Raw genomic sequence first — 14,289 nt, forward strand, 5'->3', positions numbered from 1 at the left:
GGGACGGCTGAAGGTACTTACACGCCCGACATCTGCTTCAACCGATCATTGGCAAAATATTGCGCCTGCCCTTCTTCAATGGCTTGCAGAATGATACCGGCAACAAATTCCGGCGTATCACCGGAAGCATAGTTCGCAGCGGGACCTCCGCCTGCGGGATTGCCCATCCTATTTTTTCCGAAATTGGTTGCCGTGATGAATGGATAGACTTCACTCACGACAATCTTGTCTTTTTCCAGTTCCGCCCGCGCGGTGAGGCTGAAGCCAAGAAGCGCGCGCTTGGAAGCAGAGTAAACGCTGTATTGAGGAATGGTCATAAAAGCCGTTCCGGAGTTTACATTCACAATACTTCCAGCGCCCTGTGCGCGCATGATGGGAATCACGGCCTGCATTGCCACGATGGGCCCAAGCACGTTGAGATGAAAGATTTCATCGAATAACGCAGGATCAATCTCTTCTACCGCCGCCGCGTAGCTGCGTCCAGCGTTGTTGATCAGGCCATCCATCCGACCGTAACGCTGATGAGCCGTATGCACGGCTTGCCGCACTTCTGCAAAGTCCGTCATGTCGGCAATGATCGGGAAACTGCCGGGGAGCCGCGCAGAGAGTTCTTCGAGAGCCTTTTTGCTGCGGGCCAGCAACGCCACTTTGGCGCCACGCTCCGCAAGCGCGACTGACGTGGACAGTCCGATTCCAGAGGATGCGCCAGTGACGAGGAAAACATGGTCGTTGATCTGCATGAAGCTGACATCTCCAGAGTGCTTTTTATTCCAATTATGAGGATATCAAGAGAGGAGCCTTGGATTGTCCATACGGACAATGAACGATGTTAAGCAGAGGGTTGCACAAGACATGTCCGCTGCAAGTGAACTAGTTCGCGCGTGAATGCCGGCATGAAGTGCGCTAGAGTAAATCCAGCCTTTAGCTCTTAGCCATTAGCCTTTAGCCAGACCTGTCCGAAGCACAAATTCGACTGGGTTTGGGATTGGGCGGCCCTTGGGTGGCCCAAGCGTGGCCCAAGGGCCACCCGAGCGCGACGCAGGGGAGGCCCAAGCGTCGAATGGCGAAAGTGTTTTGTTTGCAACAAAAGTTGGAAAAAGGCGGGGGTGAGGGGTACGAAAGATCGCCGTGAGCGCCGGAATCGCGCGTGATCGGAAAAACAGAACGTCACCGCGGAGGTGCGGAGACGCTGAGAACAGCCAAGATCGAAAGTCTGATCCAGTCGACCAACCCCGGGATTGAATCGCGTAAGTTCTTTGGAATGCTAATTGAGGTATGGGGGGAGGGGCTGAATCCGACATCGCCGTCAGCGCTCGTGATGGGAAAAGGAAAGGCTAACCACTGATTTGCACTGATGGCACTGATCAAGCGAGGTCAGGGGAAATGGAGTTTGTTATAATCAAGTTTCCTTTTTCTCCCATCCGGCGTTCTGCGCTTGTGGGTGCAAACAGGCCCAGAGCGGAAGTGGTGGAACTGGCAGACACACCATCTTGAGGGGGTGGCGCCGAAAGGCGTGGGGGTTCAAATCCCCCCTTCCGCACCAAGTTTTGAAAGGACTTTGAATACCAAAATGCTGCAAGGTTTAATTACCACTGTTCATGTGATTGTTTGCGCGGTTCTCATTGTGGTGGTGCTGCTCCAGCACGGTAAGAGCGCCGATATTGCTGCTACTTTTGGCGGTATGGGAAGCCAGACCGCGTTTGGTCCGCGCGGCACGGCGACCGTATTTTCCCGGCTGACGACATGGTGCGCCATCGTTTTTATGCTTACGTCCATGGCGCTGACATATATGACCAGCGTGCGTGGTTCATCTTCAATCATGGACCGGGTACCAACTCCGGCCGAAGCACCGAAGAAGTAAGCAACGATTGAGTTCAGCAGAGCCGTCCGCGGGCGGCTTTTGCTGTTGGAAACGAGTTCCCCTGCCGACGAGATTTTTTGATAGTTAATGCCTGCGCTGGCCGCAGAACGCTTCTGCAATTAGCATATTTCTATGATTCACAAAATCTTTCCCGTCGGGCCGCTGCAGTGCAACTGCTCCGTAATTGGCGACGAGAAAACCCACGAAGCCATGGTCATTGATCCTGGAGACCAGATCGAGGGAATTCTGGAAATCCTGCGCCAGGAAAAGCTCACGCTTAAGCAGATTGTAATTACACATGCACACATCGATCACGTGGGCGGCGCAATGAAACTTAAAGCAGCAACGGGCGCGCCTATTCTGATGAACCAGAATGATCATGCGCTATTGAAGATGCTCGACATGCAGGCGGCATGGATTGGCATGCGCCCGCCTGGGGACGTTCATGTGGATGAAGCAATTGGGCAGGGACGCGTGCTGAAGATCGGCGAAATCTCTTCAAACGTGATTCACACGCCGGGACACACGGAAGGCAGTATCTGCCTGTATTTCCCGAAAGAAAAGAAGTTGATCGCCGGAGACACACTCTTTGCCGGCAGCATTGGACGCACAGATCTGCCAGGTGGATCGATGGATAAAATCATGCGCTCATTGCATACGCAGGTGATGGCGTTGCCGGATGAAACCGAAGTCGTGCCCGGGCATGGGCCGATCACGACGATTGGTGAAGAGCGCGAGACGAATCCGTTTTTGCAAAAGTAAATCACCTAGTCTGCCAGATAGCTGATCTCAGTCTTGCGAATTCGAAATGCGGCGAACACCAGAATAGCGGCGCTCAGTAAAAGCAATCCTGGAATCGCCAGCCAGGGCGAAACGGGTTCAGCTATGACAGTGAATAGCGCCATGAGACCATCGGGCGGAATGGTGACTGGTGAAAGCTGGGCCAGGTAAAACGTAACGCTGAATTTCTGCAGCAAGGATGGCGCAACGGCATGGAACGATTCCCACAACAGCACTACGACGCCGGGGATGATCGGGTTCTTGAAGATCAGGCTTAACGCCAGAAAGATTGAACCGAAACCCAGGCAGGCAAGTACCGTTACGAGCAGATAGGAGCCTAGCTGTCCAAGACCGGGTCCATTGAACACAAACGCGCGACCGGGAGCGCCAAAATGTCCATAGGCAAAGGTGAAACAGAGCAGCACTGAAGCGCCAAAGATCAGCGATGTTGTGATCAATCCGGCCAGAAACTTCCCTGCTACGAGCAATTCACGCCGCATAGGCGAGAGGAAATAATAGTGCAGGCTCTTCTCCACAATTTCACCGCGGAACAGCCAGGTGAACAGGCCCATGCAGCCAAAGAAAATCCCGACGCGCAAATAAAATATCTGGAATGTATAGGCCAGCACACGCGTATCTTCTTCAATGCTGCAATTGCGTCCCATGGGGCTGGTAAGAGCGTGGATGCCGAACATTACTGTTGGCGCAAAGGCCAGCAAGTAGATCCATATACTGCGGCGCATCCAGAGCGTCTTCTTGATCTCAATCCGCAGCAAGGCCGCAAGTTGTGAAGCCCATAACTGCCACGGAAGTTCCTTGATCGGCTTGCGCGGACGCGCGATGGCTGCTGTGCTCATACCGTGCCTCCTCCGCTGCCAATGAGATATTGATAGACGGAGTTCACGTCGTCATCATTGGGCGCGACTGTGTCTACGGCAAAATCGTCTTCAACTACGATCTTGTTCAGGAGTTGATAAAACTGGTCGGCGTCTTTTGTGCGCACCAGAACTCCCTTGCCGTCATTGTTCAGCTTGGCTTCCACCACGTGGTCCTGCGCAAACAGCCGTGACGCAAGCAAGCCTGGCCGCGCGCAGCGGATAAGAATCTGCATGGGATGCTCTTTCACTTCCGTGCGGACGCCGTGAATCTGTCCTTCTGCGACGACGTAGCCATAGCTCATGAGGACAACCTGATCGGAAATCTTATCGACCTCATGCAGGACGTGGCTGGAAATGATCACGTGCAGGCCCTGTTTTCCCAGCGCTTCAAATAGCGCAATGGATTCCGAGCGCGCCATGGGATCAAGGCCGTTGAGCGGCTCATCGAGCACCAGCACTGTGGGATGATGTGCGATAGCCTGGGCCAGACGGATGCGCTGGCGCATGCCCTTGCTGTATCCCGCAACGCGACGATGAGCGGCATCGCCCATAGTGACGCGGTCAATCGCTTCAGTCGTCAAGCGTGCAGCGTCAGGGCCGCTGACTCCGCGCAGCCGCAGTGATTGCTGAATGAATTCGAAGCCTGTCACGCCTTTGGGAAATGAATCGAACTGCGTGCAATAGCCTACGTGGCGAAAGAATTCTTCCGGTTCGTCCGGCGTGAGTCCCAATACGCTAACGCGGCCCTGGGTTGGACGGACAAGTCCTGTAACAAGGTTCATTAGCGTGGTCTTGCCCGAACCGTTCGGTCCCACCAGGCTGGTCACGCCCGGAGGCAAAGTCAGATTCACACGATTCACGCCAAGAACTTCGCCGTAAAACTTGGAGACGTTTTCAAAAATGATGTTGCTGTTCGCGGTGGTCATGAGCGCTCCACCTCCCGCGCCCGAAGCTTACGATCGAGCAGCCAGAAGCAGGCGGTGCAAAGCGACAAGAGCGACGCCCATGCGGCCCATAGCGGCACTACGTCAAAGCCGGAAGAATGGCGCTCTATTGCTTTCAACCGGAACAGATGCGCCCAGACAATGGAGATCATATGGGTAAAGTTGATCAGGCTGCCCCACTGCGTGCGCAAGATAGCATCCAGCACAGCTCCAAGAGCCGGCAGCAGGAAGAATATTCCCAGCATCAGGGCAGTCGCGGCAATGCGCCACTTTACCCAGACTGCAGCTGCCATTGAAACAAGAGAAATCACGGCAATCCACAGCAAACAGCCCAGTATGATCGAACCCGCCATCCAGAGATTGTCCCAAAGCCAACCATTGCCCTGAAGCTCAGCTTTTACAAAGAACAACAGCAGGGCTGGAATCCATGTAGTCGCTGACAGTAGGGCAGCCAGAACAGAAATCTTGCCAAATAGATATTCAGTTCGTGAAATAGGCCGGCTGAGATAAAGTTGCACGGAGTGATTGGCAAAATCCTTGGTAATCATTCCCGGTCCGCCCCATGCGGCAAGAATGAATCCCATCCCCGCTTCAAAGCCAAGGAATGAAAGAAACCAGACGTTGTTAACTGTCCCTGGAATTGTCTTGCCCACTCCCAGTACGGCCTGGGCTGCGGCGCTATGGACTATATAGATGTAGGCCAGCCCAACAAGAAATGGTAGGAAGCACAAGACAGTGTAAGCAGTGAATGGTCGTGAGTTAAATAATGTTGACAGGCCGTAGCGCGTCAGCACGGTAAAGCGCGACCACGCCGGTGTAAGTGGTCCGTGGTATGCCTTGTATGTACGCTTATAGACTGCCATTGGCGCTCCCCTGTTGTGCTGAAGGTACCTGCGGGGTTCCGGCCATCGCCTTGAGGAAGATGTCTTCGAGCGTGTCTCTGCGATAGTTCATGCGGCGTATCTGCACTTCATGCTCTGCGGCGGTGCGATAGATCTGGCGCAGATCAATGTTGTCCGGCAGCACAATGCGGACTCGTCCGGCGCCAAAGCTGGCACATTCGCAGCCCAGCCCGCGCACCGACTCCAGAAATCCATTGCCCTGCGTGACTTCCAGTTCTAAAAACTTCAGGTTCGCTTTGCGCTCTTCTTCAAGATTGCATAGCGCGGCGATGCGGCCATCTTTCAGGATCAGCACCTGATCGCAGCATTCTTCAATATCGCGCAACAGGTGTGATGAGATGAGCACGCTGACCTCGCCAGTATCGCGAATCTCACGCACCAGTTGCAGCATGCGAATGCGCGCCTCAGGATCAAGGCCATTCGTAGGTTCGTCCAGCAGCACCAGCTTTGGCCCGTGGGCGATGGCCTGGGCCAACTTTGCCAGTTGCTTCATTCCCAGCGAGTATGTTCCGAGCTTGCGGTACCGCGCCTCGCCCAAGCCGACATAAAAGAACGCTTCGTGGGCGCGCTCCATCGCTTCACCGCGCGGTAGGCCTGAGAGTTCCGCCATGTATCGAACAAAGCGGACGCCGGTCATGTCGGCAATAAAAGCGTCGCTTTCCGGCATGTAGCCAATCGCGGCGCGGAGTTCACGCAGATTGCTTTTAACTTCCTTGCCAAAGATGCGGGCTTCGCCGCCCACAGGCTCATAAAATCCCAGCAGCGTATTGATCAGGGTTGACTTGCCCGAACCGTTTGGGCCCAGCAGTCCAATACAACGACCTGACAGCGCGCCGTTCAACTGGTTCAGGATTACCCTGTTGCCCAGCCGCACCGTCAGGTTTTGCATTTCAATGGTTGCAGGCATTCGGCCTCTTACCGAGAAAGCGCTCCATGCGCTCGTGAAGGCTGCACCACATTCATTAATGTGGTGAGAGCCAATGTGTTCAAGTCAAAGCCGAAGAGCCGGCTGCTGCTGGCCACGCGTATGGCATTGCTTTCACCATAAGCGCAGACTACGCTGGGTTTGGTCTCCGCTGCAATCTGTTTGAGTGATTGCAATTGCGAAGCGCTAAGCTGTTGTGCGATCGGCTGGATCACCGGCGCAAGGTTCTGATAGAGCACGGCGGAAACGTCAGGCTGTTCGTCCTGAGGCAGGAGCGCGCGGAAATCCGCTGAGTGTGCCAGCGAGTTCCCGTTCTGGTGGATGGCAATCGCATTCATAACCAGCGCCCTGCTTGGACCAAGAATCATGTATCCGTCAGTAAATGTATACGTAGCCTCGAATGGTTTTGTTTCATCGAGATGGCGGATTGTATAGAACGTCAATCCATTGGCCGAAGTCTGTTCCAGCGCCAGGCCTGGATGCTCGCCCTTGACGTGATCATTTACATCCGTAACCAACTGTTGGATCGTGGATTGCAAGCGGCCGGGATCTTTCACCTCAGCCACAATCTTCCATGATGGCGTCGGTAGGATTGGGCCATCCAGCGCGATGGTAACTTCGCCGCCGAGCGTATCGGCCAGGTCACGATGGAACTGGATCTTCAGCTCGGACTCGCCCTGTGCAATTTTTGCCGAACCGTTATTCCCACTAGCATCGGCAAGGTTCAGGACATCATCCAGCATGTCCGCCGGGTCCTTGGAGATGAACGCGGCCACGGCGCCGGCATCGGTGGAAACGAAGTCCAGTCCGCCGATTGGCGCAGGCGCAGCCAGCCATGAAGCCAGTCCATGGCGCTGGTTGGCGAACGTTAGTTGCGCGTGGTTCTGTACCTGCGAACCACTTCCCTTTCGCTCAGCAATCAGGTATTCAACGTCAGCAAGGCCAGTAAGCTGATAGCGCGAGGTCTGTTCCGGACTTTGCGGCCTATGCGCTGAGGTCATCACTGCCAGGTTCGCGCCAAACAGGATATCCGCGCCATTCTTGTACTGCGCAGCCATACGCTGGCCAAATGGTGTGCCGGCAAAGCCGCCTCCACCGCTGTTTAGTCCGGCAACAAATTGTTTGAGCGTTGCGGCATCGCCGGCCGCGGCAACAAAGTCAGAGCGGACCAGGATCAGCAACTGCTTCCCTTTCTGCGCTGGAATCTGGTTCAGCTCCTGTTCGTCGACGACCCGTATGTGCTCTTTTGTGCCTGCATACTTTGCCGCTTCCTGCTGGATGAATTGCTTCAGGCCGTCATGCTGCACCTGAGCGACCACCAGAGGCTCGCCGTCGTGCCCGTTCAGCGCGACGGAGAAAACAATTTCATCACCCAGATACTGTCCAAGATCGTGGACGTAGTTGATCAGTTCGTCAAACTCGGGGCCGTTCTTCTTCCCTGCCTGCACTTGCTGCCACCACTCGCGTAGCACGGCGGACTCCTGTAATTCCTGCTGGAAAAGTTTATTGGCTTGCTGGACTGCATCGCCCAGGTTGGGAATGCCGGCAAAGACAACGGTGTTCGCGGGCAGCGTTGGCAGTACATTGCTCTTGAAGCGCAAGCCCGGCATCTGTACGGTTTCCAGCTTGTTGCTCAAGTGAGCAAACTCCGCCAGCAGCGCCAGATGTTTATCCAGGTTCTGGCTCCACGCTATTTCCTGCTTTACTGGGACCGTTCCCAGGCTGGCGTTGGTCGTAAGCTGATCGCCGGGATGCAGTACCTTCTCCGCTCCGGCTTCCGCCACACGCACTTCGCCTTCAATCACAGAAACGCGTGATCCTTTCATGCCGGCATTGACAGAAAATACTGTTCCAGTCACCGAGACGCGGCAATCACGCGCAGCTACATAAAGATGGCCGCTGGTCCGTTTTGCCGCTTGAATGATGATGTTTCCGCGTTCAAGCTGGATAGTCGTGTCCTTGCGGCCCATGGAAACGCCGAATTCGGCGCGCTCATTCATCTCGACGACTGAGCCATCGCGCAGGCGCAACATGGCATGTGATCCGCCGCCGGTGCGGACCATCTGTCCTTCACTGACTTCATCGCCCACTTTGAGCGCCTGATCACCGCTATATCCCACGCGGGTCAGTACACCGTTCAGTGATTCCACACGGGCGCGCATGCCCTGCGGTCCGGAAAAGAACTTGTCCTGCACAAAGTAAGTCGCCACGGCAAAAATGACGATTGCAGCTGCGGCAGCGACCCAGCGGAAGCCGGTGTTTGCCACCTGCGGAAGTTCCTGCTTCCACGGCGCAAGAGCGCTGCGCTCGCGTTTGCCGTTGTCAGCTTCACGGCGGCAAGCAACGCATTCATGCAGATGGGATTCCACCAGCAATGCGCGCGCTGGAGCGAGCGTCCCGTTGCGATACTGCGGCAGCAATGAGCGCACGTCTTCACATCCGCGGATAGAGGCTACCTGCGCGGTGGAAGGAAAAGCGGCTTCCTGGCTTACGCGCTGCCACACGCGCTCTCCGGCGGCGTTCATGGTTTCTTGATCAGGCTGCTCGGCGCGCATGGCGTTAAGCGCATGGTCGAGCCTTTCGCCTGGATTGATGGCGCGATTCTTTTCGTCCGGCTTCATCGGGCACCTCTCGTCAGTCCTTTAAAATCCTTCTTGAGTTGAGCACGCGTACGATGCAGCACCACAGCAACTACCGCAGCCGATGTATTCATAAGTCCGGCTATTTCACGATTGCTGTAATCCTCTATAAATCGAAGCACAAACATTTCCGCCCAGCGTGGATTCAGTTTTGCCAGTGCGTGGCGCAACCAGTCCCGAAGTTCAGCCGAATGGGGTCCATGATCTGTGGACACCACTTCAGTCTGGTTCGGGTCTTCATCCAGGGAAAAGGTTTCCTTTTTCCCGCGCAGCAAGTCCAGAGACGCATTCACCGCGGAACGGTGCAGATAACCTGGAAGGTTGGAGATTTCCGGAAATTTTTCCAACCGCACCAGCCGCAGAAAAACGGTTTGCAACACATCCTCTGCGTCGCTCGAATTGCCGGTAACGCGATAGGCCGCCCGGTAAACAAGCTCTTTGTGCTCCAGAAATATCTGCTCCAGCCCCGGCCTGTAACTGTCTCCGGCCATGACTGCCATATTCGCCTGCGCTATTTGCATTGTGGCCTGCAATTTAGTACGGTGCTCCTCTCAAGATGTCAGACGAGAGAAGAACCCTGTTATTAACCGGAATGGCAAAATTATCACGCTTTGCGCTTCCCGGCTGGCAATAGTTACGGCTGGGAAGGCGCATAAGTTCCGGTTATATTAGGTAAATCCTGAATCGGGAGCTTTCATACAAGCCGCTGATTCCGCGAGGGTTAGATCTACTGGCGTCGCAGATTCCACTGATGGACAAGATGAAATCAATCCAGCTGCCGACGATTTTTAACGTCGCGACCTATTTTGTTGACCGCCACATTGCCGAAGACCGGGGCGACAGAATTGCCTATGAATGCGGCGACGAGCGCGTCACCTACCGGCAGCTCTTTGAAAGGGTCAATCGCGCGGGCAATGCGCTCAAAAAACTAGGCGTCCGGCAGGAAGAGCGCGTGGGCCTATTGCTGCTGGATACACCGGAATTTCCTTATTGCTTTTTTGGCGCTATCAAAATCGGCGCCGTTCCCATCCCGATCAATACGCTCCTGAAGCCGAGCGAGTATGAATACATCCTGAATGATTCGCGTGTGCGTGTGTTGATTGTGAGCGAATCTCTGCTGTCACATATACGGGCCATTGCCCGAGAAAAGTTGTGCTATCTAAAGACGATCGTTGTGTTTGGCAACGCGCAGGATGGCACGGAGTCACTGCAAGACCTTCTGAATGAAAGTTCTCCTGACCTGGCTCCGGAACAGACAACAAAAGACGATGCCGCATTCTGGCTGTACTCTTCCGGCAGCACTGGCTTCCCTAAAGGCTGCGTGCATCTGCACCATGACATGGTGGTATGCGCTGAACTTTATGCCAGGAACATTCTGCAGATCACCCAAGATGACCGGTTTTTCAGCGTGGCTAAAATGTTCTTTGCCTATGGCCTGGGCAACGGACTGTATTTTGCTCTCTCCGTGGGAGCAACCAGCATTCTCTGGCCAGGATCGCCGTCACCTCCTAACATTTTCTCCGTGATTGAAAAGCACAAGCCGACGCTGTTCTTTTCCGTGCCTTCAAACTATTCGACGCTGCTTTCTTATAAACGCGAAGGCGGCCCGGACTTTGATCTCTCAACCGTGCGGTACGCCGTTTCCGCCGGTGAGCCGCTGGCCGCCACGCTGTACCATCGCTTCAAGCAACGCTTTAACGTTGAGATTCTGGACGCCATCGGATCCACCGAAGCGCTGCACATGTTTATCGCCAACCGGCCGGGAGCGGTGCGTCCGGGTTCAAGCGGGCAGATCATGCCTGGATACGAAGCGCGTATCGTGGACGAAAACGGCAACGACCTTCCCGACGGCGAGGTCGGCAGCCTTTTAATTAAGGGCGATTCCGTCTGCGCGTTTTACTGGAACCAGCACGAGAAAACAAAAGAAACCATTGAGGGCCATTGGATCCGCACCGGCGACAAATACTATCGCGATCCGGACGGCTATTACTGGTACGTGGGCCGCAATGACGACATGATGAAGGTGAAGGGAATGTGGGTGAGCCCCATCGAAATTGAGAACGTGTTGATGGAGCATCCCATGGTGCAGGAGGCCGCGGCCATCGGCAACGCAGACGGCAATAATCTAGTGAAGCCCGCAGCTTACGTGGTGCTCAAGAAAGACGCGAGCAATACACCGCAATTGATTGAAGAGATTCGGCAGCATGTTGTCGGCAGACTTGCGGCGTACAAATGTCCGCAGGTATTTGAGGTGGTCACAGACCTTCCCAAGACGGCCACGGGAAAGATCCAGCGTTACAAGCTGCGGCAATCGGCATCTGGCGCAACGAACATTCCATCAAAATAAGTTTGCAACTTCCAGGAACCTTTTCCGTTCTTCCGGCGTATATACAACGCAAGGAGACGTGTAATGAAAAGACTCCTGCTTCTTTTTCTCGCGCTTTCTGCGTCCCTGACCTGGGGACAACCGCAAGCCAATCATGAGCGGCGCTATGAGCTTCGGCCTGATCCCAACTGGCCGCTGGTGATAGACCTTGGCTCTGGCGATTACCAGATTGTCGCAAGCGCCTCCGATAGCATTGCCGTTGTGTACGATGACAGCGATGCAGACGCCGTACGCAAAGTGAAGGTAGAGATCGATTCAGGACATGGGCAGAACCACGTGAAGATTGCCGGACCGAAAACAAATTTTCATGCCATCATTGAAGTCCCGCACAAGACCGATTTGCGCGTGCGCATGAGCGCCGGCGGACTCAGCATTGGCGATGTTGAGGGCAATAAGGATATAGAAATCCTCGCCGGCAATCTGGACCTAAATTCCCTGCACCCACAGGATTATGCCCAGGCAGATTTCTCTGTCCGCATCGGCGATATGTATGGTCCGTTATTCAAAACTGCGAAGACCAGACTGTCACGATCATTCAAGACCGCTGGCCCCGGCAAATATCGCTTGCATGCGCATGTGGGAGTAGGCGACCTGATGTTGAGTGCGACAGGGATTTAGCGGCATAGGCTTCTTTGTAATGTCTGGGGCGATAGCGACGGAGCACGATTATTCAATGGCAGACAAGACCCTGCGTAGCCCTTCGCTGAAATCTTGTGTTGGAGTAATTAAGCTCACGATAAGGTATCCGTCGCCCGAAAACTCATAGAAGTGCCCCGGATGAAGATACACATCGTGCGATTGCAGCAGTTCAATCGCAAGCACTTCATCCGAACGCGTAGCTGGAATGCGAAGGACCGCATACCAGCCTCCCTCAACAACCAAACGGCTCACGTGCTGGTTGTCCGCAAGCTGCGCATCCAGCTCTGCAAGATTGGCGTGCACACGGGCCATCAACTGCTCTTGAAACTTTTTCCGCTGCTGCAACAAGACGGTCGCAGCCAACTGGATCGGAGCATTCAATGAAAGATACGTATCCGCAATCATCTCCAATCTAGCCACCGCTTCCCTTTTTTCTGCTTCCGGGCCGCTGACAGCAAGCCATGCAAATTTCATCTGTGGCAGGCCGGAAATTTTGGAGATGCCGCTCATGGTGAACGTCAGTGCTCCGTTGTTCGCGACAAAGCTCTTTTGCACGGCGCCGAGCGAAAAATCAAGAAACACTTCATCAGCGATGATGGCCATCTGGTTGGCGGTACATATCTGGTTGAGCTCCGCAACTTCTTCTGGCTTGGTGAAATGTCCAGTAGGGTTATTCGGATGGACAACAATGACTCCCCGTGAACGCGGAGTGATTGTCTGCTTTAGAGCGTGCATGTCGATATGCCACCCGTGGTCATAGAAAAGAGGATAGTGAACCAGTCTCACGTCATTCACGTCCGCCAGAAAATCAAACAACGGATAGCCTGGCGTGGGAATCAGCAGTTCGTCGCCCGGATTGCACAGCAACCGAAAGATGAAAGAGTAGGCCTCGCTGGTGCTTGCAGTCAGGATAAGATCTTCGACCGAGACGCCATCGCCGTGCTCCGCATAGTAATCCCTCACGGCCTGCCTCGCGGATTGCAAGCCTTTTGGATCAGGATGATATTGCAGTGATGCGGGAGCACAAAGTGAGCGCATGATGGCCGGTGCGTCATACTTGAATCCACATTCGGTAGGATTCGACGCGCTCAGATCAAGCAGTCGTCGGCCGCTCGATCTATGGCGCTCCAGCGCTATGGCCAGCCGGTTTGGTTTCAGGTTCCAGTCAGTGCGCGATGCGAACATTAGATGAGTTATATCAGGTTCGTTGTTTATCACATGACTCAGTCAGCCGCTCGATCGCCGCAGCGCTCGACGCGCAGGTTTTGTGTTCAGTTCCACCACTTCTACTGGATCGTCGGTTCTGCCGGTGCCACCTTCATTCGGACCGGTTTCCCCAAGCCATACTGTTGGGCAGCTTTCTCCTGGGCTTGCCGCAAGCCATCAGCAAACTCCTCTGCCGAAAGCGTTCCCAATTCACCGTGCTTACGACAGCGGAACCGAACAGTCGTCGCCCCTGACGCCATCTCCAGCTCTCCCCCGCACTCCGTGCATAACATCAGCATCTGGACGGTCTTCCCGTCCTTTTTAATCTTCATCGAAAACTTGATTTCCCATCACGTTACCTTTCCCTGTTGGCTGTTTCATCGCAGTTTACCGTATGTTCGCCTACAAAACAATAGCGAATCGGCTCGGAGCCTTTTTTGCGCCTGGTTGCTCGCACTGCATAGTCAGGGGACAGCGTCCCTAATAAACGATTGAAAAATACAAGCAGGATTTCGCTCGCGCGAATCATTTAAAATCACTTCCGACCAAAATGCTCATGCCCTTCCGCTACTATCTCCGCGTGCGTTACGGTGAATGCGACACCCAGAAGGTTGTCTTCAACGCACGCTATGCCGAATACGTCGACTTGGCCACCACAGAATTCCTGCGTGCGCTTGGCTATGGCGAGCAGCTCTTCAGCGGCGAACTCGACTTCCAACTCGTTAAACAAACCATCGAATGGAAGGCCCCGGCGCGCTTTGATCAGGTACTGGAAATTTCTGTTTTTGCCAAGGTCCTCGGCAACACTTCATTCACGCTGGCCGCCGAATTCCGCATTGCCGGTCATGATCGCCCGATCGCCGCGGCGGAAACCGTCTACGTGCTGGTAACACAGCACACGCTCACCAAAACGCCTCTGTCAGCTGATCTCCGCGCGGCCATGCAGAAAGGAGCGGCGGGCGTTACCACCAACCATGCGGGCTACGTCAGCCAAACGATGAAGGCTCAACAATCCGGAGAGAAAATTATGAAAGAGTGATCAAGGAGTGAAGGTTGCTTCACCCATGACTGTCAATCCTATGTCATGCCGGGCCAGGACGGTCTCACTATGCTGCCAAATTCCTTTTTC

14 protein-coding genes and 1 tRNA gene are annotated in these 14,289 nt (G+C 54.6%); 6 read left to right on the plus strand and 9 right to left on the minus strand.

The window, feature by feature from the left end:
* Positions 1 to 17: 17 nt before the first annotated feature.
* Entirely contained in the window at positions 18 to 740 is a 723-nt protein-coding gene (locus tag LAO76_12135; protein ID MBZ5491670.1) for an SDR family oxidoreductase, read from the minus strand.
* Positions 741 to 1,458: 718 nt separating this feature from the next.
* Between LAO76_12135 and LAO76_12140 the strand changes: the two genes are divergently transcribed.
* From LAO76_12140 to LAO76_12150, 3 genes are all read left to right on the plus strand, one after another.
* Positions 1,459 to 1,543, plus strand: a tRNA-Leu gene (locus tag LAO76_12140).
* A gap of 27 nt (positions 1,544 to 1,570) precedes the next feature.
* Positions 1,571 to 1,861: a preprotein translocase subunit SecG gene (gene secG, locus LAO76_12145; protein MBZ5491671.1), complete on the plus strand. Its 291-nt coding sequence runs from the start codon at positions 1,571 to 1,573 to the stop codon at positions 1,859 to 1,861.
* 132 nt (positions 1,862 to 1,993) lie between these two features.
* On the plus strand, positions 1,994 to 2,623 hold the full coding sequence (locus tag LAO76_12150; protein MBZ5491672.1) for an MBL fold metallo-hydrolase: 630 nt from the start codon (positions 1,994 to 1,996) through the stop codon (positions 2,621 to 2,623).
* A 5-nt stretch (positions 2,624 to 2,628) separates the two neighbouring features.
* On the opposite strand, the gene LAO76_12155 is transcribed toward LAO76_12150, so the two are convergent.
* From LAO76_12155 to LAO76_12180, 6 genes are read right to left on the minus strand one after another with little or no spacing between them, the layout of a single operon-like run.
* Positions 2,629 to 3,498: an ABC transporter permease gene (locus LAO76_12155; GenBank protein ID MBZ5491673.1), complete on the minus strand. Its 870-nt coding sequence runs from the start codon at positions 3,496 to 3,498 to the stop codon at positions 2,629 to 2,631.
* Positions 3,495 to 4,445 (minus strand): ABC transporter ATP-binding protein, encoded by a 951-nt coding sequence (locus tag LAO76_12160; GenBank protein MBZ5491674.1) that lies wholly within the window; start codon positions 4,443 to 4,445, stop codon positions 3,495 to 3,497. Before LAO76_12160 ends, LAO76_12155 begins: the two co-directional genes overlap by 4 nt.
* The gene (locus LAO76_12165) at positions 4,442 to 5,326 is read right to left on the minus strand and encodes an ABC transporter permease subunit (protein ID MBZ5491675.1); all 885 of its coding nucleotides are present in this window, start codon (positions 5,324 to 5,326) and stop codon (positions 4,442 to 4,444) included. The genes LAO76_12160 and LAO76_12165 overlap by 4 nt, the downstream gene beginning before the upstream one ends.
* Complete coding sequence (locus tag LAO76_12170) at positions 5,313 to 6,272, minus strand: ABC transporter ATP-binding protein (protein MBZ5491676.1); 960 nt, start codon at positions 6,270 to 6,272, stop codon at positions 5,313 to 5,315. Before LAO76_12170 ends, LAO76_12165 begins: the two co-directional genes overlap by 14 nt.
* A gap of 8 nt (positions 6,273 to 6,280) precedes the next feature.
* Positions 6,281 to 8,911, minus strand: coding sequence for a FecR domain-containing protein (locus LAO76_12175; GenBank protein MBZ5491677.1), 2,631 nt, complete (start codon positions 8,909 to 8,911; stop codon positions 6,281 to 6,283).
* Positions 8,908 to 9,450: a sigma-70 family RNA polymerase sigma factor gene (locus LAO76_12180; GenBank protein ID MBZ5491678.1), complete on the minus strand. Its 543-nt coding sequence runs from the start codon at positions 9,448 to 9,450 to the stop codon at positions 8,908 to 8,910. Before LAO76_12180 ends, LAO76_12175 begins: the two co-directional genes overlap by 4 nt.
* A gap of 239 nt (positions 9,451 to 9,689) precedes the next feature.
* On the opposite strand from LAO76_12180, the gene LAO76_12185 reads away from it, so the two are divergent.
* Positions 9,690 to 11,276: a benzoate-CoA ligase family protein gene (locus tag LAO76_12185; protein ID MBZ5491679.1), complete on the plus strand. Its 1,587-nt coding sequence runs from the start codon at positions 9,690 to 9,692 to the stop codon at positions 11,274 to 11,276.
* Positions 11,277 to 11,339: 63 nt separating this feature from the next.
* On the plus strand, positions 11,340 to 11,933 hold the full coding sequence (locus tag LAO76_12190; protein MBZ5491680.1) for a hypothetical protein: 594 nt from the start codon (positions 11,340 to 11,342) through the stop codon (positions 11,931 to 11,933).
* Between the two features lie 48 nt (positions 11,934 to 11,981).
* On the opposite strand, the gene LAO76_12195 is transcribed toward LAO76_12190, so the two are convergent.
* Positions 11,982 to 13,139, minus strand: coding sequence for a pyridoxal phosphate-dependent aminotransferase (locus LAO76_12195; GenBank protein MBZ5491681.1), 1,158 nt, complete (start codon positions 13,137 to 13,139; stop codon positions 11,982 to 11,984).
* 101 nt (positions 13,140 to 13,240) lie between these two features.
* Positions 13,241 to 13,492: a hypothetical protein gene (locus LAO76_12200; GenBank protein MBZ5491682.1), complete on the minus strand. Its 252-nt coding sequence runs from the start codon at positions 13,490 to 13,492 to the stop codon at positions 13,241 to 13,243.
* A 218-nt stretch (positions 13,493 to 13,710) separates the two neighbouring features.
* Between LAO76_12200 and LAO76_12205 the strand changes: the two genes are divergently transcribed.
* Positions 13,711 to 14,199 (plus strand): acyl-CoA thioesterase, encoded by a 489-nt coding sequence (locus tag LAO76_12205; GenBank protein ID MBZ5491683.1) that lies wholly within the window; start codon positions 13,711 to 13,713, stop codon positions 14,197 to 14,199.
* Positions 14,200 to 14,289: the final 90 nt, after the last annotated feature.

It is taken from the genome of Terriglobia bacterium, assembly GCA_020072645.1.
GTDB lineage: Bacteria > Acidobacteriota > Terriglobia > Terriglobales > Acidobacteriaceae > Angelobacter.

Coding starts and splice junctions, on each gene's coding strand:
- LAO76_12135 (MBZ5491670.1), bottom strand. CDS start 740: ATGCAGATCAACGACCATGTTTTCCTCGTCACTGGCGCATCCTCTGGA.
- secG (MBZ5491671.1), top strand. CDS start 1,571: ATGCTGCAAGGTTTAATTACCACTGTTCATGTGATTGTTTGCGCGGTT.
- LAO76_12150 (MBZ5491672.1), top strand. CDS start 1,994: ATGATTCACAAAATCTTTCCCGTCGGGCCGCTGCAGTGCAACTGCTCC.
- LAO76_12155 (MBZ5491673.1), bottom strand. CDS start 3,498: ATGAGCACAGCAGCCATCGCGCGTCCGCGCAAGCCGATCAAGGAACTT.
- LAO76_12160 (MBZ5491674.1), bottom strand. CDS start 4,445: ATGACCACCGCGAACAGCAACATCATTTTTGAAAACGTCTCCAAGTTT.
- LAO76_12165 (MBZ5491675.1), bottom strand. CDS start 5,326: ATGGCAGTCTATAAGCGTACATACAAGGCATACCACGGACCACTTACA.
- LAO76_12170 (MBZ5491676.1), bottom strand. CDS start 6,272: ATGCCTGCAACCATTGAAATGCAAAACCTGACGGTGCGGCTGGGCAAC.
- LAO76_12175 (MBZ5491677.1), bottom strand. CDS start 8,911: ATGAAGCCGGACGAAAAGAATCGCGCCATCAATCCAGGCGAAAGGCTC.
- LAO76_12180 (MBZ5491678.1), bottom strand. CDS start 9,450: ATGCAAATAGCGCAGGCGAATATGGCAGTCATGGCCGGAGACAGTTAC.
- LAO76_12185 (MBZ5491679.1), top strand. CDS start 9,690: ATGAAATCAATCCAGCTGCCGACGATTTTTAACGTCGCGACCTATTTT.
- LAO76_12190 (MBZ5491680.1), top strand. CDS start 11,340: ATGAAAAGACTCCTGCTTCTTTTTCTCGCGCTTTCTGCGTCCCTGACC.
- LAO76_12195 (MBZ5491681.1), bottom strand. CDS start 13,139: ATGTTCGCATCGCGCACTGACTGGAACCTGAAACCAAACCGGCTGGCC.
- LAO76_12200 (MBZ5491682.1), bottom strand. CDS start 13,492: ATGAAGATTAAAAAGGACGGGAAGACCGTCCAGATGCTGATGTTATGC.
- LAO76_12205 (MBZ5491683.1), top strand. CDS start 13,711: ATGCTCATGCCCTTCCGCTACTATCTCCGCGTGCGTTACGGTGAATGC.